General features: G+C 68.1%; 18 protein-coding genes and 1 riboswitch. Of the genes, 8 read left to right on the top strand and 10 right to left on the bottom strand.

Annotation, left to right across the window (positions count from 1 at the left end):
* Positions 1-57: 57 nt before the first annotated feature.
* Entirely contained in the window at positions 58-741 is a 684-nt protein-coding gene (gene bioD, locus AC5P9N_RS07075; RefSeq protein WP_099484936.1) for a dethiobiotin synthase, read from the bottom strand.
* A gap of 68 nt (positions 742-809) precedes the next feature.
* Here bioD and AC5P9N_RS07080 point away from each other — a divergent pair, with 68 nt between their 5' ends.
* On the top strand, positions 810-1,292 hold the full coding sequence (locus AC5P9N_RS07080) for a GAF domain-containing protein (RefSeq protein ID WP_005407940.1): 483 nt from the start codon (positions 810-812) through the stop codon (positions 1,290-1,292).
* A complete protein-coding gene (locus tag AC5P9N_RS07085; RefSeq protein ID WP_049418785.1) occupies positions 1,289-1,651 on the top strand; it encodes a TfoX/Sxy family protein in 363 nt (120 codons plus the stop codon). The genes AC5P9N_RS07080 and AC5P9N_RS07085 overlap by 4 nt, the downstream gene beginning before the upstream one ends.
* 91 nt (positions 1,652-1,742) lie before the next feature.
* Here the strand turns inward: AC5P9N_RS07085 and AC5P9N_RS07090 are convergent, their stop codons facing one another.
* Positions 1,743-2,321 carry a histidine phosphatase family protein gene (locus tag AC5P9N_RS07090; RefSeq protein WP_005407938.1) on the bottom strand — a complete coding sequence of 193 codons (579 nt, stop codon included), beginning with the start codon at positions 2,319-2,321 and terminating at the stop codon, positions 1,743-1,745.
* Between the two features lie 143 nt (positions 2,322-2,464).
* Positions 2,465-2,687: riboswitch (cobalamin riboswitch) on the top strand.
* 115 nt (positions 2,688-2,802) lie between these two features.
* Here AC5P9N_RS07090 and btuB point away from each other — a divergent pair.
* Positions 2,803-4,644: a TonB-dependent vitamin B12 receptor gene (gene btuB, locus AC5P9N_RS07095; protein WP_099484935.1), complete on the top strand. Its 1,842-nt coding sequence runs from the start codon at positions 2,803-2,805 to the stop codon at positions 4,642-4,644.
* A gap of 122 nt (positions 4,645-4,766) precedes the next feature.
* Here the strand turns inward: btuB and gph are convergent, their stop codons facing one another.
* The 3 genes from gph to AC5P9N_RS07110 all read right to left on the bottom strand — a co-directional run bounded on the left by gph (position 4,767) and on the right by AC5P9N_RS07110 (position 7,205).
* Positions 4,767-5,423 (bottom strand): phosphoglycolate phosphatase, encoded by a 657-nt coding sequence (gene gph, locus AC5P9N_RS07100; protein ID WP_099484934.1) that lies wholly within the window; start codon positions 5,421-5,423, stop codon positions 4,767-4,769.
* A 64-nt stretch (positions 5,424-5,487) separates the two neighbouring features.
* Positions 5,488-6,279 (bottom strand): class I SAM-dependent methyltransferase, encoded by a 792-nt coding sequence (locus tag AC5P9N_RS07105; RefSeq protein WP_005412139.1) that lies wholly within the window; start codon positions 6,277-6,279, stop codon positions 5,488-5,490.
* Positions 6,276-7,205: a LysR family transcriptional regulator gene (locus AC5P9N_RS07110; protein WP_208180544.1), complete on the bottom strand. Its 930-nt coding sequence runs from the start codon at positions 7,203-7,205 to the stop codon at positions 6,276-6,278. The genes AC5P9N_RS07105 and AC5P9N_RS07110 overlap by 4 nt, the downstream gene beginning before the upstream one ends.
* A gap of 108 nt (positions 7,206-7,313) precedes the next feature.
* Here AC5P9N_RS07110 and AC5P9N_RS07115 point away from each other — a divergent pair, with 108 nt between their 5' ends.
* A complete protein-coding gene (locus tag AC5P9N_RS07115; protein ID WP_099484933.1) occupies positions 7,314-7,952 on the top strand; it encodes an NAD(P)-dependent oxidoreductase in 639 nt (212 codons plus the stop codon).
* Positions 7,953-8,090: 138 nt separating this feature from the next.
* Positions 8,091-9,002: an MBL fold metallo-hydrolase gene (locus AC5P9N_RS07120; RefSeq protein WP_099484932.1), complete on the top strand. Its 912-nt coding sequence runs from the start codon at positions 8,091-8,093 to the stop codon at positions 9,000-9,002.
* 350 nt (positions 9,003-9,352) lie between these two features.
* On the opposite strand, the gene dinB is transcribed toward AC5P9N_RS07120, so the two are convergent.
* Positions 9,353-10,423 (bottom strand): DNA polymerase IV, encoded by a 1,071-nt coding sequence (gene dinB / locus AC5P9N_RS07125; protein ID WP_060380130.1) that lies wholly within the window; start codon positions 10,421-10,423, stop codon positions 9,353-9,355.
* Between the two features lie 190 nt (positions 10,424-10,613).
* Between dinB and fabA the strand changes: the two genes are divergently transcribed.
* The gene (gene fabA / locus AC5P9N_RS07130) at positions 10,614-11,129 is read left to right on the top strand and encodes a 3-hydroxyacyl-[acyl-carrier-protein] dehydratase FabA (protein ID WP_005407930.1); all 516 of its coding nucleotides are present in this window, start codon (positions 10,614-10,616) and stop codon (positions 11,127-11,129) included.
* On the top strand, positions 11,129-12,337 hold the full coding sequence (gene fabB / locus AC5P9N_RS07135) for a beta-ketoacyl-ACP synthase I (RefSeq protein WP_005412133.1): 1,209 nt from the start codon (positions 11,129-11,131) through the stop codon (positions 12,335-12,337). The genes fabA and fabB overlap by 1 nt, the downstream gene beginning before the upstream one ends.
* A gap of 116 nt (positions 12,338-12,453) precedes the next feature.
* Here the strand turns inward: fabB and AC5P9N_RS07140 are convergent, their stop codons facing one another.
* The 3 genes from AC5P9N_RS07140 to AC5P9N_RS07150 are packed head-to-tail and all read right to left on the bottom strand — an operon-like array spanning position 12,454 to position 14,908.
* The gene (locus AC5P9N_RS07140; RefSeq protein ID WP_005412132.1) at positions 12,454-13,137 is read right to left on the bottom strand and encodes an HAD family hydrolase; all 684 of its coding nucleotides are present in this window, start codon (positions 13,135-13,137) and stop codon (positions 12,454-12,456) included.
* Positions 13,134-13,835, bottom strand: coding sequence for a pseudouridine synthase (locus AC5P9N_RS07145; RefSeq protein ID WP_099484190.1), 702 nt, complete (start codon positions 13,833-13,835; stop codon positions 13,134-13,136). Before AC5P9N_RS07145 ends, AC5P9N_RS07140 begins: the two co-directional genes overlap by 4 nt.
* Positions 13,832-14,908 (bottom strand): class I SAM-dependent methyltransferase, encoded by a 1,077-nt coding sequence (locus tag AC5P9N_RS07150; protein ID WP_164212678.1) that lies wholly within the window; start codon positions 14,906-14,908, stop codon positions 13,832-13,834. The genes AC5P9N_RS07145 and AC5P9N_RS07150 overlap by 4 nt, the downstream gene beginning before the upstream one ends.
* Before the next feature lie 156 nt (positions 14,909-15,064).
* Here AC5P9N_RS07150 and AC5P9N_RS07155 point away from each other — a divergent pair, with 156 nt between their 5' ends.
* On the top strand, positions 15,065-15,328 hold the full coding sequence (locus AC5P9N_RS07155) for a hypothetical protein (RefSeq protein ID WP_005407925.1): 264 nt from the start codon (positions 15,065-15,067) through the stop codon (positions 15,326-15,328).
* Between the two features lie 82 nt (positions 15,329-15,410).
* Here AC5P9N_RS07155 and AC5P9N_RS07160 read toward each other — a convergent pair whose 3' ends face one another.
* Positions 15,411-15,701, bottom strand: a complete 291-nt coding sequence (locus tag AC5P9N_RS07160; RefSeq protein WP_024957100.1) for a DUF3247 family protein — start codon at positions 15,699-15,701, stop codon at positions 15,411-15,413.
* Positions 15,702-15,736 lie beyond the last annotated feature (35 nt).

The following is a 15,736-nucleotide window of genomic DNA, read 5'->3' on the forward strand; positions in this document are numbered from 1 at the left end:
AACTGCACGCAGGTGGATACATCGAGGTTGCCGGCCAGCGGCCGGCACTACCCCAGGTCAATCGAGCAGATGCGTGCTCAACGCTTCGCCATCCGCTCCCGGCAGATGTGGCAGCCGCCCCCAGCACGGCATCGGCAGGCGCTGCTGCAGCGTTGCGATGTTCTCATCCTGGCGCTGCATCGCCGGGTCGATGTGGTTGCCGATCCAGCCCAGGCACTCCACGCCGCTGGCCTGCAACGACTGCGCGGTCAGACGCGCGTGGTTGACGCAGCCCAGCCGCATGCCCACCACCAGCAACACCGGCAACCGCAATGCGCGCACCAGGTCGAGCTGGTCGAGCGTGGCCGAGACCGGTGCCAGCCAACCGCCAACCCCCTCGACCACCACGACATCGGCCTGCGCGCGCAGCCGCTCGAACGCTGCCACGATCGGCGCCAGCTCCACCTGCACGCCATCCTCGGCAGCGGCCAGCTCCGGCGCCAGTGGCAGGCGCAGCGCATACGGGTTCAGATCGGCATAGTCCGGTACCGGGCAACTGGCCGCCTGCAGCGCCAATGCATCCTCGTTGCGCAGGCCCTGGCCCAGGTCTTCGCTGCCGCTGGCCACCGGCTTCATGCCGACCGCGCGCAGTCCGCGCCGGCGCAGTGCGTGCAGCAGTGCGGTGCTGACCGCGGTCTTGCCGATCTCGGTATCGGTGCCGGTGACGAACAGGGCGGGCGGCAGCGTGGCGGGCAACGGCATCGACGGGCTTCAACGGGGCAACAGAGCGTGCATTATCGCCGGCCCGGCGCGCTTGCTAGACTGCAGGCATGTTCGCCAATGCCTCGCTCACCGGCAGCAAGCCGGAACAATACGCCCAGCTGCTGGAACAGGCCCGTGGCCTGGTCTACGCTGAGTCCGACCGCATCGCCAACGCGGCCAACCTCTCGGCCCTGGTCTACCACGCCCTGCCCGACCTGAACTGGGTTGGCTTCTACCTGTACGACGGCAAGGAACTGGTGGTCGGCCCGTTCCAGGGCCTGCCGGCCTGCGTGCGCATCCCGCTGGACAAGGGCGTGTGCGGTGCCGCCGCCAGCCAGCGCGTGACCCAGCGCGTAGAGGACGTCGACGCCTTCCCCGGCCACATCGCCTGCGATTCGGCCTCGCGCTCGGAACTGGTGGTGCCGCTGCTGCGCGGCGATGAACTGATCGGCGTGTTCGACATCGACAGCCCGAAGGTGGGCCGCTTCGATGCCGACGATCAGGCTGGCCTGGAAGCCATCGCCCGCGTGTTCGTCGAGGCGCTGGGATGAGCGCACCGAAGCTGCGCAACATCGGCCCGAAAAGTGCGGCGTGGCTGCGCCAGGTCGGCCTGCGCAGCCGCGACGACCTGGTTGCGATCGGAGCCGTCGGCGCCTTCGTCAAGGTCAAGCGCGCCGGCTTCAAGCCCAGCCTGAACCTGCTGTACTCGCTGGAAGGCGCGTTGCTGGACTGCCATTGGCAGGAGCTGAGCGAGCCACAGCGTGAAGCACTGGTGCAGGATTACGAAGCACGCATCGCTGCGCATCCGCTGAAGGCAGCCGGCCCGGCGTCGGGCCCGGTGCATGAGCAGCGCTTCGATGCCGACGATGACGCTGAGGACAGCGTGCCCGAGGGCGCGGACGAGGATTGAGGCCTCCGCGTTCCTGGGGATGCCGGCCAGCGGCCGGCACAACCAGTGTGATGCAGGATCGGTAGCGCCGGGCCATGCCCGGCGAGTGCGCTCAGGGCTGCTGCAGCTCCAGCAATTCACCCACCAGCCCAATCTCACCGCGCTCCAGCCATACCCGCAGGCGCGTGCCGTGGTCGATACGCAGCGCCCAGCACAGCGACATGGGCAGGCCGCAGACCTGCGACAGCACCATGCGCAACGGGCCGCCATGGCTGACCACCAGCGTCGGCACCGGATCGTCATCATCGAGCAGGCGATCCAGCGCGCGCGCGATGCGCCGCTCGAAGTGGCCCCAGCTCTCGCCATTGGGCGGCGGGAACGCGTGCGGGTCGGCATGGAAGGCCGCCAGTGCATCCTCCGGCAGGTCGAACAGTGACCGCCCGTCCCAATCGCCGAAGTCCAGTTCTTCCCATTCCTCGTCCGCTTCCACGTCCAGCCCACGCGGCGTGGCCAGGGCCATCGCCGTATGCAGCGCGCGCAACCGCGGTGAACTGATCACCCGCTCCCAGCGTTGCCCGGCATAGGCCTCGACAAGCTCCTGTGGCAGGCCGGCCAGCTGCGGTGGGTCGCTGCGGCCATCAAGGAACTCATCACGGCCATTGCCGGCATGGCGGACCAGGTCGAGGATCATGCGCGCGTCCCGGACGGGCGACGCAGGTACAGCGGTAAACGGGCGGACATCGGCAACGGCACCACGGGATCGAGCAACCATTCTAAAGGCACAGCAAAGGCAGTCGCGCAGGCGCGACGCAACGGGACGGCCTGCGATGCCGTAGACTGCGCGCACTTCCAGGTGACCTGCGGCCATGGCCGGCAGGTTGAAACGGGAAGCCGGTGACGCGTGATTCCACGCCAGGCCGGCGCTGCCCCCGCAACGGTAAGCACGTCAGTTCCAGGCAACACCGCCACTGTGCCGCAGGCATGGGAAGGCGCCTGGACGGTGGCCTCGCGCCAGCCGGCGGCAAGCCCGGAGACCGGCCCGGAAGCCTCAGGTCGCGATGCGGTGGGCATGGCGCTGGATGACCGTGGCGTGCGCTGCGGCATCGGCGCACGCCTGCCTTCGCGGCTCCTCCCCTTCGCCACGCGGGCGTGCGTGGCACCCGGAGTCCCCCATGAAGCTGCAGTCCCGAATGCTGTCCCTGGCCGTGCTGGCCGCCCTGCCCGCGCTGGCCCAGGCCGCCAATGACACCACCGCGCTCGACCAGATCCTGGTCACTGCCACCCGCACCCCGATCGCCCTGCAGGACAGCATCGCGCCGGCGCAGGTGATCGACCGCGCCCAGATCGAATCCAGCCAGGCCACTTCGCTGCAGGAACTGCTGCGCGGTCGCGCCGGCATCAACCTGGCCAATGCCGGCGGCCTCGGCAAGCAGAGCTCGCTGTTCCTGCGCGGTACCAATTCCGGCCACACCGTAGTGCTGGTGGACGGCGTGCGCATCAACAGCGCCGACCTCGGCCTGGCCATGTACCAGGACCTGCCGCTGGCGCAGATCGAGCGCGTGGAAATCGTGCGCGGCCCGCAGTCGAGCCTGTACGGCGCCGACGCCATCGGTGGCGTGATCCAGATATTCACCCGCCGCAACCAGGGCGATTTCGCCCCGCACTTCCAGCTCGGCGGTGGCAGCAACGGCCTGCGTGAAGCCAGCGGTGGCATTGGCGGTGGTACCGAGCGCGGCTGGTTCGGTGCCGACATCGCCTACCAGCATTCCGATGGCATCGATGCCTGCCGCGGCTCGGCCACGCTGTTCACCGGCTGTTTCGCCGACGAGCCCGATCGCGACGGCTACCGCAACCTGTCCAAGAGCCTGCGCGGTGGCTACATCTTCAACGACCAGTGGAACGTGGAAGGCAGCGCATTGCGCGCCGACGGCAGGAACCATTACGACGGTTACTACAACTATTCAGAAACCCGCCAGCAGGTGCTGGCCGGCAAGGTGCGCTACACCCCGTCCGAGCGCCTGGCATTCACCGCCAACGTCGGCCGCAGTGACAACGAGTCGGACAACTTCGGCGACTTCGGTGCACGTGGCAGCGCACAGACCCACCGCGACAGCGCCTCCCTGCAGGGCGATTTCGGCGTGGCCGAGGGCCAGCTGCTGAGCGCAGGCGTGGACTGGAGCGAAGACAACCTGGATGGCAGCAGCGCGGGTTACCTGGTCGACAGCCGCCGCAACACCGGCGTATTCGTGCAGTACCAGGGCCGCTTCGGCCGCCACCAGCTGCAGGCCAGCGCACGCAACGACGACAACCAGCAGTTCGGCAACCACGCCACCGGCAGCGTTGGCTGGGCGATGGAGCTGGGCCACGGCCTGCGCCTCAACGCCAGCTATGGCACGGCGTTCAAGGCACCGACCTTCAGCGATCTGTACGACCCGTGGAGCGGCGTGCCGACGTTGAAGCCGGAGAAGTCCAAGAGCGCCAACCTCGGCGTTTCGCAGCAGGGCCAGGGCTGGCACTGGGGCCTGGACGTGTATGAAACCCGCATCGATGACCTGATCACCTACGATGCGGCAACCTTCAAGATGCAGCAGGTGGAGAAGGCCCGCATCCGCGGTGCCGAGCTGACCGGTGGCGTGCTGCTGGCCGGCTTCGACATCAACGCGCAGCTGAGCTACACCGACCCGCGCAACCGCACCGGCGGCAGCACCCAGTTCGACAACTGGCTGCCACGTCGTGCACAGCAGACCGCGCGCCTGGACCTCGATCGACGTTTCGGGGCCTTCCGCGCAGGCCTGACGGTTCAGGGAGCGGGCAAGCGCTATGACGATGCCGCCAACGCGGTGAAGGTGGGGGGTTACGGCACGCTGGATCTGCGCGCCGAGTACGCGCTGACGCCGTCGTGGTCGCTGCTGGCGCGTGCCGCCAATGTGTTCGACCGCAACTACGAGACCGTGGCGTGGTTCAACCAGCCCGGCCGCGAGTACCAGTTGAGCGTGCGTTATCAACCGAAGTGACCGCGACGGTCATGGTAGTGCCGGCCGCTGGCCGGCAACATCATGATCTTCGGCAGCGCATTCCGGGTTGCCGGCCAGCGGCCGGCACTACCCCTTGCGTCGACCCGGGGTTATCCGTTGCATCAGCCCTGCAACCCCGGCAACTCACGCAGGTCGTCGATCACCGCCACCGCATGCGCGGTGGCCAGGTCCAGGCCGCGCGGATAGCCGTAGCGCACCAGCGCGATCGGCATGCCGGCCTCTTCGGCGGCGCGGTAGTCGGTCAACGAATCACCCACCATCAGGCAGGACTCCACCGGCAGCCCGAAATGCGCGGCGATGTGCCGCAGTGGCTCGCCACTGGGCTTGCGCTGCGGCAGCGAATCCCCCCCCAGTACCAGCGCGAATGCATCACCGATACCCAGGTGCTGCAGCAGCGGCGGCACCAGTGCTTCAGGCTTGTTGGTACAGATCGCCAGTGGCACGTTGCGCGCACGCAGTTGCGCCAGCGCTTCGCCCACGCCATCGAACAGCCGCGGGCTGCGCAGCAGGCACTCACGGTAGTGCACCATGAACACCGGCATCACCTCGGCCAGGTCCACCTCGCGGCCGGCGGCCTGCACCGCCTGCTCGACCAGACGACGCACACCGTCACCGATCCAGCCCAGCACGGTGGCTTCCGGCACGCGCGCCACGCCGATGTCTTCCAGCGTGCGGTTCAGCGCTTCGGCAATATCGGCAGCGCTGTCGACCAGCGTGCCATCGAGGTCGAACACGACCAGCGGATACGGATACGGCAAGGGACTGCACCTGCATGACGTGGGGCCGTCCATTGTACGCCGCAGTATTTTGGGCAGGCCTGCCTCAACCGATCCGGCGCGCGCGCGTGGCCAGGAACGTGGGCAGGTAACGGTCGATCAGGAAGCGCGGCTGCGGCTGCCAGTCTTCCATGAAGCGATCGATGACGAAGCCGGCATCGAGCTGGCCACCGATCAGTTCGGTCAGGCTGTGGCCGAAGGTCAGCGCATCGCCCCGCGCCAGTTTCGCCTCGCGCTCGGCCGGTGGCAGGTCTTCCAGATCCGAATAGGGAATGGCGTACTGCGGTCGGATCAGGCCCTGTGCATCCAGCTGCGGATCGCGTGCACCGACGAACAGCACCGGGTTGTAGAAGCTGGCCATCAGCATGCCATCACGCGCCAGCACGCGGCGGCATTCGGTCCACACCGGCCGGACGTCGGGCACGTAAAGGTTGGAGATCGGGTGGAACACCACATCGAAGCTGTCGTTGGCGAAGGCGTGCAGATCGCGCATGTCGCCCTGCACCGTGCGCAGTTGCAGGCCATCACGCGCCGCCACCTGACGATCCTGCTCGAGCTGGCCATCGGACAGATCGAACACGGTCACCTCCGCCCCGGCCGCCGCCAGCACCGGGGCCTGCTGGCCACCGCCCGAGGCCAGGCAGAGGATGCGGCGGCCGCGCACATCCCCCAGCCAGTCCAGCGGCAGCGCGCGCGGGGTCAGGTGCACCTGCCAGCGGCCATCGCGCGCGGCGGCAATCGTTGAGCTTTCCACCGGGCGCGACCATTCGCGCACTTCGCTGGCCTGGCGGTCCCAGGCAGCACGGTTGTGGTCGATCAAGGCCTGTCCGTGGTTCATGTGTTCTCCTTGCCCGGTGGGCGCCAATCCAGATCCTGGAAGGCCGGGCTGGCGAAACACTCGGCCAGGAAGTCCAGGAATCGCCGCATGATAGCGGGCTGCTGGCGCCGTGATGCGTACACGGCATGAATGCCGAGTTCGTCCAGACTGAACTCGGGCAGCAGTTCGATCAGCTCGCCACTGCGCAGCAGTGGCGCCACCTGGTAGGTCGGCAGCATCGCGATGCCGGCGCCCGCACGCACCGCTTCCAGCAACAGCGACGCTTCGTTGGCGCTGATGTTGCCGCCCACAGCCACCGACAGCGAACGGCCATCGCGGTGCAGCTGCCACAGGCTCTTGCCCACGTAGTGATGGGTCAGGCAGTTGTGCCCGGCCAGGTGTTCCGGGGCGGTAGGCGTACCGCGCGCGTGCAGGTACGACGGCGTCGCGCACAGCACCGAGCGGCAGGTGGCCAACCGTCGTGCAATCAGGCTGGGATCGATCTGGCGGGCGATGCGCACCGCAAGGTCCACGCGCTCCTCCACCAGGTTCACGGTGCGGTCGACCAGCAGCAGTTCGATGCGCGCCGCCGGGTGGCGTGCGACAAAAGCGGCCACCGCCCGCGCCAGGTGGCTCTGCCCGAACGACACGCTGGCGGTCACCCGCAACGTGCCGTGCGGTTCGGGATCGTCGCTGGCCAGCTCACCGTGCAGTTCCTCGCCGATGGCCAGCATCTGCCGGAAGCGCCCCAGCGCCGCCTCGCCGGGGCCGGTCAGGCTGACCCGGCGCGTGGTCCGGTGCAGCAGGCGCGCGCCCAGCCAACCCTCGACCTCGGCCAGGTAGCGGGTGACCATCGCCCGTGACATGTCCAGCACCTCGGCGGCGGCGGTGAGGCTGCCGCGCTCGGCCACCTCGACGAACACGGTCATGGCGGTCAATCGGTCCATATGCTCGATCCATGCAACAAACAAGCGCGTTATACGCTGTTTTTCGAGCGACTGCAGCGGCCTAGAGTGGCGCCATTCCCACCCCATACCACCCCACGGAGTCCTGCCATGAAGATCGCCCTCGTTGGTTCCACCGGCAACATCGGCCGCCAGATCGCCCGCCACGCGCTGGCCAACGGCCACGAACTCACCGTCATCGTGCGCAGCGCGCAGGATCTTCCGGCCGAACTGGCCGGTGCCCATCCGGTGATCGCCTCGCTGGATGACCAGGATGCCCTGGTCGCCGCCATCGCCGGCCACAACGTGCTGGCCAGCGCCTATGGCCCGCGTCCGGGCGATGACATCGGCCGCGTCGGCGACGTGGCTGCACAGCTGGCCGCCGCCGCGCGCAAGGCCGGTGTACCGCGCCTGGTGGTGGTCGGTGGCGCCGGCAGCCTGGAAGTCGCGCCGGGCGTGCAGCTGGTCGATACCCCCAACTTCCCGGAGGCCTACAAGCCGTACGCGCTGGCCCATCTTGAAGCCTTCAATCGCCTGCAGGCGGTGGACGACCTGGACTGGACCTTCTTCTCGCCGGCCGCCGAAATCGGCCCGGGCGAAGAGCGCGGCCAGTACCGCGTGCAGCCCAAGGCCTTCCTCGCTGATGCCAGCGGCCACAGCCGCATCAGCTACGCCGACTACGGCGCCGCGTTCGTCGCCGAGCTGGAAGCGCAGCAGTACCCGAAGCAGATCATCACCGCGGCGTACTGATCGACGCGCGTGCCCTGTAGAGCCGAAGGCAACGGCAGGAGCCGTTGCCAACGTCACTTGCGACGGCCCGCAGGGGCCCGGGCAAGGACGCCCGGCATAGCCCACGTTCGGCTCCCCATTCGACACAAGGAATTTCCAATGCGCACCGCTGCCCTGCTGCTTCCCCTCGCCCTGGCCGCCAGCTTCACCAGTGCGCCGCTGCTGGCCGCACCGGCCACCGCGGCGCCCGCGGCAGCGACAAAATCCCAGCTGCACCTGCAGACCTTCCATCCCGGTCCGCAGGCGATGTTCTCGGTGTCCTCGGTGCTGATCGAAGGCCGCCGCGATGCGATCCTGGTCAACGCGCAGTTCGGCGCCAGCGATGCGCGCAAGCTGGTCGAGCTGATCCGCGCCAGCGGCAAGCAGCTGACAACGATCTACATCAGCCACGGTGATCCGGACTACTACTTCGGCCTGGCTACCCTGCAGGACGCGTTCCCGCAGGCACGCATCGTCGCCACTGCGCAGACCGTTGCCCACATCCAGCAGACCCAGGCCGGCAAGCTGGCCTACTGGGGGCCGAAGATGGGTGCCGATGTGCCGTCGCGCATCGTGGTGCCGCAGGTGCTGGATGGCGATGCCCTGCAGCTGGAAGGCCAGCGCCTGCCGCTGATCGGCCTGGATGGCCCGACCCCGGACCGCACGGTGCTGTGGGTGCCGTCGCTGCGCACGATCGTCGGCGGCATTCCGGTGGTGGCCGGTGAACACGTGTGGATGGCCGACACGCAGACGCCGAAGTCGCATGCCGACTGGCTGCAGACCCTGCAGCGGTTGCAGGCGCTGAAGCCGAAGGTGGTGGTGCCGGGGCATTACGCGCCGGGTGCCGCACTGGATGCCAGTGCGCTGGTGTTCACGGCGGACTACATCCGCGCGTTCGATGCCGAGACGGCAAAGGCCAAGGACAGTGCGGCGCTGGTGAAGGCGATGCAGGCGCGCTATCCAAAGCTGGCGGGCGTGGCGTCGCTGGAGCTGAGTGCGAAGGTGGCCAAGGGCGAGATGCAGTGGCCGTGAGGTAGGGAGTTTTCTTTTTGCAGGGCTGCGCCCTGCACCCGCTCAATGCAACGGCAACAGCCGAAGCAACGGCAGAAGCTGGTTTCCTGAGGGTGGGCGGGGTGGGTCCGGTTGCGGGGGACGCTGCAAGTACGTCCATGTAAGCTCGATCGCGGCTTGCTCGTGTGCGCTGTCCTGCGCACACGGCAAGACCGGGGTTGGGCGTCCTGCCCAACCCGCCCGAGGCATGCCTCGGGCCCATGCGGCTCACGCCCCCGCAACCGGACCCACCCCGCCTTCGACAGTTTCCCGCTATCTGTCGGAACCTGCTGCTGATGGTGGGTGCCGACCGTTGGTCGGCACGGCAATGATCAGTGCTCGAACAGTTCCCCCTGCACCACCGGCTCCTTTTCGCGGAAGCCACCCAGCCCGACGCCGACCAGGCGGTAGCGCGTCTCGGCCGGCAGATCGACGCGGGCGCGCAGGGCCAGCGCGATGTCGCGCAGCTCTTCCATCGATTCCGGCGGGCGCTCCGGGGTGAAGCTGCGGGTGAGGATGCGGAACTGCGCGGTCTTCAGTTTCAGCACCACGGTGTGGCCGATGCGCTCGGTCTTGCGCGTGGCGTTCCAGGTCTTCCCGGCCAGCTGCACGATCGCCTCGGTCAGGTCTTCCAGCAGCAGGTCTTCGGCGAAGGTGTCCTCCGAGGAGATCGACTGCACCTGCTGGTCCGGTTCCACCGGCCGCTCGTCGATGCCACGTGCGCGGTTGTACAGGCTGCGGCCGAAGCTGCCGAATGCCTCTTCCAGATCGATCAAGGCCCACTGCCGCAGGTCGCCGCAGGTGGCGATGCCGCGCGCGGCCAGCTTGCCTTCCATGACCTTGCCGACGCCGGGCACGCGGTTCACCGGCAGCGGCGCCAGGAACGCATCCACGCGCTGCGGTGGAATCACGAACTGGCCGTCGGGCTTGCGCCAGTCCGAGGCGATCTTGGCCAGGAACTTGTTCGGCGCGATCCCGGCTGAAGCAGTCAGGTTCGTTTCCTCGCGGATCTGCGCGCGGATGGTGCGGGCGATGTCGGTGGCCAGTTCGATGCCACTCTTCGGCTCGGTCACGTCCAGGTAGGCCTCGTCCAGCGACAACGGCTCGACCAGGTCGGTATGGCGCAGGAAGATCGCGCGTACCTGCTGTGACACCGCCTTGTAACGCGCGAAGTCCGGCGGCACGAAGATCGCGTCCGGGCACAGGCGCTCGGCACGCACGGCGGGCATCGCCGAACGCACGCCGAACACGCGCGCCTCGTAGGACGCCGCACACACCACCGAGCGGGCGCCACGCCATGCCACGACCACCGGCTTGCCGCGCAGTGACGGATCGTCGCGCTGCTCCACCGACGCGTAGAACGCGTCCATGTCAACGTGGATGATCTTGCGCAGTCGGGTCATGTCAGGTGGGAAAGGCGGGGCCGGGCCGGGTGGGCCACACGCCGAAGTATGGTCGTTGCACATCAACAGGATGCGCGTATTCCCTTGAAAACACTACGGTTGCGTACGGTTGAAATGTTTGATCGGCGCAGTTTCCACGGGCATTCTCGGGCGCTTGTTTCCCTGTTCTTCGCTTCCAGGATTGTGCTTCATGACCCGTCTCCACGCGTTCAACCGCGAACAGCTGCTGGCCAGCGCACGCGGTGAACTGTTCGGCACCGCTGCCGGCCGTCTGCCCAACGACCCGATGCTGATGTTCGACCGCATCACCGACATCCGCGAGGACGGCGGACCGCATGGCAAAGGCATGGTACGCGCCGAACTGGATATCCGCCCGGACCTGTGGTTCTTCGGCTGCCATTTCATCGGCGACCCGGTGATGCCCGGCTGCCTGGGCCTGGACGCCATGTGGCAGCTGACCGGCTTCTTCCTGACCTGGCTGGGCGCCCCCGGCAAGGGCCGCGCGCTGGGCTGTGGCGAAGTGAAGTTCACCGGCCAGGTGCTGCCGGAAGCCAAGCTCGTGCGTTACGAGATCGACATCAGCCGCGTCATCAACCGCAAGCTGGTGATGGCCCAGTCGGACGCCCGCATGTACGTGGATGACCGCGAAATCTACAGCGCGCGCGACCTGCGCGTCGGCCTGTTCACCGAAACCGGGAGCTTCTGATGCGTCGCGTCGTCATCACCGGCATGGGCATCACGTCCTGCCTCGGCAATGATCTGGATACCGTTTCGGCCGCGCTGCGCGAAGGGCGCTCGGGCATCACCGCTCTGGCCGACCACGCCGAAGCGGGCCTGCGCAGCCAGGTCGGCGGTCGTGTCGACCTCGATCTGGAGGCGCTGATCGACCGCAAGCAGAAGCGCTTCATGAGCGATGCAGCGGCCTTCGCCTATCTGGCCATGCGCGATGCCATCGCCGATGCCGGGCTCAGCGTCGAGCAGGTCAGCAGCCTGCGCACCGGCCTGATCGCCGGTTCCGGTGGCGGCTCCAGCGAATGGCAGATCGGCGCGGTCGACCTGCTGCGCGAACGTGGCGTGCGCAAGGTCGGCCCGTACATGGTGCCGCGCACGATGTGCTCGACGGTCTCGGCCTGCCTGGCTACGGCCTACCAGATCAAGGGCGTCAGCTATTCGCTGTCGGCCGCCTGCGCGACCTCGGCGCACTGCATCGGCGCGGCCGCGGACATGATCCGCCATGGCGCGCAGGACATCATGTTCGCCGGTGGCGGTGAAGACCTGCACTGGTCGATGAGCGTGATGTTCGATGCGATGGGCGCGCTGTCGACCAGCTTCAACGAAACCCCGGCCAGCGCCTCGCGTCCGTACGACAAGGACCGCGACGGCTTCGTCATCGCCGGTGGTGGCGGCATGCTGGTGCTGGAGGACTACGACCACGCCGTTGCGCGCGGCGCGCACATCCACGCCGAACTGATCGGCTATGGCGTGACCTCCGACGGCGCCGACATGGTTGCTCCGTCCGGCGAAGGCGCGGTGCGCTGCATGAAGATGGCGCTGCAGGGCGTCGATCGCCCGCTGGACTACCTCAATACCCACGGCACCTCCACGCCGCTGGGCGACGTCACCGAGCTCAATGCGATCCGCGAAGTGTTCGGCGATGCGGTGCCGCCGCTGTCCTCGACCAAGGCGCTGTCCGGCCATTCGCTCGGTGCGGCCAGCGTGCACGAGGCGATCTACTGCCTGCTGATGATGCGCGATGGCTTCGTTGCCGGTTCGGCCAACATCGGCGAGCTGGACCCGAAGGTGGAGAGCTTCCCGATCCTGCGCGAAAGCCGCGAGCAGAAGCTGGATACGGTGATGTCCAACAGCTTCGGCTTCGGTGGCACCAACGCCGCGCTGGTGTTCGGGCGGGTGTGAGGGGGACAGGTGTGCCGACCAACGGTCGGCACCCACCAGGGCAGTAAAGAGTGCCAACCAAGGTTGGCACCCACCGGGGCATTGGGGTCTGCCGACCAACGGTCGGCACCTACCGGTTACCTCGGCAACAACGGCAGCAGGAGCGCGTGCGCGTCCACCAGCGATCCAACGATGCGGTGGCCCAGGGCACGCAACTCTTCATCCGGATGCACCAGGTCAGGCACCTGGATCACGGTCATGCCGGCCGCCAGCGCCGCACGCGTACCGGCCGGTGAGTCTTCCAGCGCCAGGCAGCGTTCCGGCGCCTGGCCCAGCCGCTGCGCGGCCAGCAGGTAGATATCCGGCGCCGGCTTCGGCCGCGCGACGTCACCACTGGTGATCACCGCATCGAAGTATGGCAGCAGGCCGGCCGCAGCCAGCTTGCGGTTGGCGCGCGGCTGCCGCGTGGTGGTTGCCACCGCACGCGGTACCGCATGCGCCTTCAGCAGTTGCAGCAGCTCCAGGATGCCCGGCCGCAACGGCAGGCCGGTCTGCGTGCGTGCTTCATACAGGTCGTGGCAGCGCGCGGCCATCGCCTCGATCACGCTGTCCTCGATGCCCTGCGCACGCAGCAGCGCGTGCGTGTCACGGTCACCGAGGCCGACCATGCGCAGGAACACCGCCTCGTCCAGGCCCAGTCCGAACTCGTCGGCGGCCTGGCTCCAGCAGGCCAGCGAAACCCGCTCGCTGTCGATCATCAGGCCGTCCATGTCGAAGATGACGGCGTCGGGGAGGAACGGCAGCGCAGCGATGGTGGTCATGGAGCGAACAGCGTATCCAGGTCGGTGGAGGTGAGCTGCCGCCATTGCCCTTCGTCCAGCCCCTGCAGGTCCAGCCCGCCGACGCGGCTGCGGTGCAGGGCCTGCACGTGGTTGCCGGTGGCGGCGAACATGCGGCGTACCTGATGGTAGCGGCCTTCGTGCAGCACCAGGCGCGCGCGGCGCGCATCCAGCACTTCCAGTTCAGCCGGCAGCAGGGGCGTCTTCTCGGACTCCAGCATCAGCGTACCGCTGGCGAACAACGCTACCTCGTCGCCGCGCAGGTCGTCGCTCAACTCGACCTCATAGACTTTCGGCAGCTTCGACTTCGGCGAGATGATCCGGTGCAGCAGGCCGCCATCGTCGGTCAGCAGCAGCAGGCCACTGGTGTCGCGGTCGAGGCGGCCCACCGTGGACAGCACCGGATCGCGATCGCGGAAGCGCGGCGGCAGCAGATCGTAGATCAGGCGGCCGGTGTCCTTGGTCGAGCAGGTGTAGCCGGCCGGCTTGTGCAGCGCGATCGACAGGCCCACCGGCGGGTCCAGCGGCTCGCCGTCGACACGGATCGCCTCGTGCGGCACCTGGTCGTCGGCATACAGCACCTCGCCGTCGGCGTCGGTGACGCGGCCTTCGCGGAACATCCACTGCACCTGCTTGCGGCTGCCATAGCCCAGGTTGGCGATGAGCTTGACCAGCTTCACTTGCCCTTCCCCTTCACCGCTTCCACCAGCTTGAAGCCATCACGCTCGGCGATCACGCTCACCGCGCCAAAGCTCTCGTTGAGCGTGTACTCGTAGGGCAGGTGGCGGTTGGCCACCACGTACAGGCGTCCGCCCGGGCGCAGCGCCTGCGCGGCCACGGCGATGAAGCGCTGGCCGATGTCCGGGCGATCGGCGCGCGACGGCGTGTGGAACGGCGGGTTGCTGATGATGACGTCGTAGCCCGGTTCGATACCCGCGGTGACGTCCTGCCACAGGAAGCGCAGCGGCAGCGGGCGCGGCGGCGGCGGCGGCGGCGGCGCCAGATTGAGTTCGGCCAGTGCCAGCGCGCGCTGCTCGGCTTCGTACAGGTCCAGCGCGGTGATCTTCGGGCAGCGTTCCAGCAGCTCGCGCGACAGGTAGCCGTAACCCGCGCCGAGGTCGGCGGCACGCCCGGCCAGGTCGGCAGGCAGGTGTTCGGCCAACAGCGCCGACGCCGGGTCGATGCGATCCCAGGCGAACACGCCCGGGCGGCTGAGGAAACGGCCGCCGACGATAGGCCGCACCGCATCCAGTGTCGACCAGCGCTTGGCCAGGTCGGCGTCGTGCTGGCCCTGCATCGGCGCGGTCCAGTACACGCGGCAGTGATTCTTGGTCAGGCTGCCGCCGAGGCCGGTCAGCTGCTTGAGGTCACCCTCGCCCGAGCGTGCGCCTTCGTTGTTGGACTGGCAGGCAACGATGCGGCCGCCGTCGGCGACCAGCGCCAGCGCGCGGGCGAACAGCGCGCGGGCTTCTTCACGCTGGCGCGGCGGCAGCACCAGCACCAGCGGGTAGCGGCCCTTGCCGGCCACATCATCCAGCTGGCCGCTGACGGTCCAGCCGGCGGCCTGCTGCAGCGGCTGCGCGAACGGGGCGAAGCTCTGCTCGCAATGCACCTCGCGGTTGCCGGCCACTTCGCGCAGCGGCCAGCCGTCGCGGGCCCGCAGGAAAGCCACGGGGCCTTCCGGCCAGCGCAGGGCGCCTTGGGAGAACGGCAGGAACAGGGTCTGCAGGGGGGCGTCGTCGCTGGAGGCCATCGGCGCGGGTACTTCAAGCGTGAGGGCCGTCCATTGTACCGGCTTGACCGGGTCGGCCCCGGCAGCCGCTTTGCGAAACCCGAACGGGGCCTTGATCTGCCAGCAACATTGGAACGTTCAGGGTAGAGGCTCCCCCGGAAACCCAGGAGAACCTGCATGCGAGCCTTGTTCGTCGGTGGCGTGGTCGACAACAGTGAAATGGACCTGGAAGGCAGCCATCCGCCCGTGCATTACCCCGAGGACACCGGCGGCGGCCACTCGCGCTACCGGCTGCACCAGGTCGGTCATGGTGCCGACGGCAGCGTGGCCTATGCGGTGTATGGCGCGCCGGACCTGGCCGATGACGAGGTGGCGAGGGTTGCGGAGGAGCGGGCGTATGCACGCCGGTTCGAGGCGACGCCGACTCTGTTCGAGCACTGAGCGCAGCAGCCACGCATGGCGTGGCTCTACTGCAACCTCTGGTAGATCCACGCCAAGCGGGGATGGGCCCGGCAGGTTGCCGTCAAACCCTCGGCGGCAACCTGCGGATGCTGGCGATTTCATCCAGCCACACATGGTGCTGCTGCACCGGCGTGTCGTAGTCATCCAGGCGCAGCTGGCCGTTGCTGCCTTCATCACCAGCGACGTTGCGGTATTGCTGCACGGTTGGCCTCACGGCCACCGTGCCGAGCAGGCGGCGGCCATCGTGCAGAATCAGTTCCACCTGCGTTTCGCCATCCAGCTGCGGCAGCAGGGCTTCCAGGCGCGCGATCTGCGCCGGATCGGTGTGGATACGTGGAGCTATACGGGACATCGGCGACCTCCTGATTGCAGGGTCGCCGATCGGCC

The organism is Stenotrophomonas sp. YJH_SMC_6, from assembly GCF_059371335.1.

Coding starts and splice junctions, on each gene's coding strand:
- AC5P9N_RS07085 (WP_049418785.1), top strand. CDS start 1,289: ATGAGCGCACCGAAGCTGCGCAACATCGGCCCGAAAAGTGCGGCGTGG.
- fabA (WP_005407930.1), top strand. CDS start 10,614: ATGACCCGTCTCCACGCGTTCAACCGCGAACAGCTGCTGGCCAGCGCA.
- AC5P9N_RS07080 (WP_005407940.1), top strand. CDS start 810: ATGTTCGCCAATGCCTCGCTCACCGGCAGCAAGCCGGAACAATACGCC.
- AC5P9N_RS07160 (WP_024957100.1), bottom strand. CDS start 15,701: ATGTCCCGTATAGCTCCACGTATCCACACCGATCCGGCGCAGATCGCG.
- AC5P9N_RS07110 (WP_208180544.1), bottom strand. CDS start 7,205: ATGGACCGATTGACCGCCATGACCGTGTTCGTCGAGGTGGCCGAGCGC.
- bioD (WP_099484936.1), bottom strand. CDS start 741: ATGCCGTTGCCCGCCACGCTGCCGCCCGCCCTGTTCGTCACCGGCACC.
- AC5P9N_RS07140 (WP_005412132.1), bottom strand. CDS start 13,137: ATGACCACCATCGCTGCGCTGCCGTTCCTCCCCGACGCCGTCATCTTC.
- AC5P9N_RS07115 (WP_099484933.1), top strand. CDS start 7,314: ATGAAGATCGCCCTCGTTGGTTCCACCGGCAACATCGGCCGCCAGATC.
- fabB (WP_005412133.1), top strand. CDS start 11,129: ATGCGTCGCGTCGTCATCACCGGCATGGGCATCACGTCCTGCCTCGGC.
- btuB (WP_099484935.1), top strand. CDS start 2,803: ATGAAGCTGCAGTCCCGAATGCTGTCCCTGGCCGTGCTGGCCGCCCTG.
- AC5P9N_RS07090 (WP_005407938.1), bottom strand. CDS start 2,321: ATGATCCTCGACCTGGTCCGCCATGCCGGCAATGGCCGTGATGAGTTC.
- AC5P9N_RS07105 (WP_005412139.1), bottom strand. CDS start 6,279: ATGAACCACGGACAGGCCTTGATCGACCACAACCGTGCTGCCTGGGAC.
- AC5P9N_RS07120 (WP_099484932.1), top strand. CDS start 8,091: ATGCGCACCGCTGCCCTGCTGCTTCCCCTCGCCCTGGCCGCCAGCTTC.
- AC5P9N_RS07150 (WP_164212678.1), bottom strand. CDS start 14,908: ATGGCCTCCAGCGACGACGCCCCCCTGCAGACCCTGTTCCTGCCGTTC.
- AC5P9N_RS07155 (WP_005407925.1), top strand. CDS start 15,065: ATGCGAGCCTTGTTCGTCGGTGGCGTGGTCGACAACAGTGAAATGGAC.
- dinB (WP_060380130.1), bottom strand. CDS start 10,423: ATGACCCGACTGCGCAAGATCATCCACGTTGACATGGACGCGTTCTAC.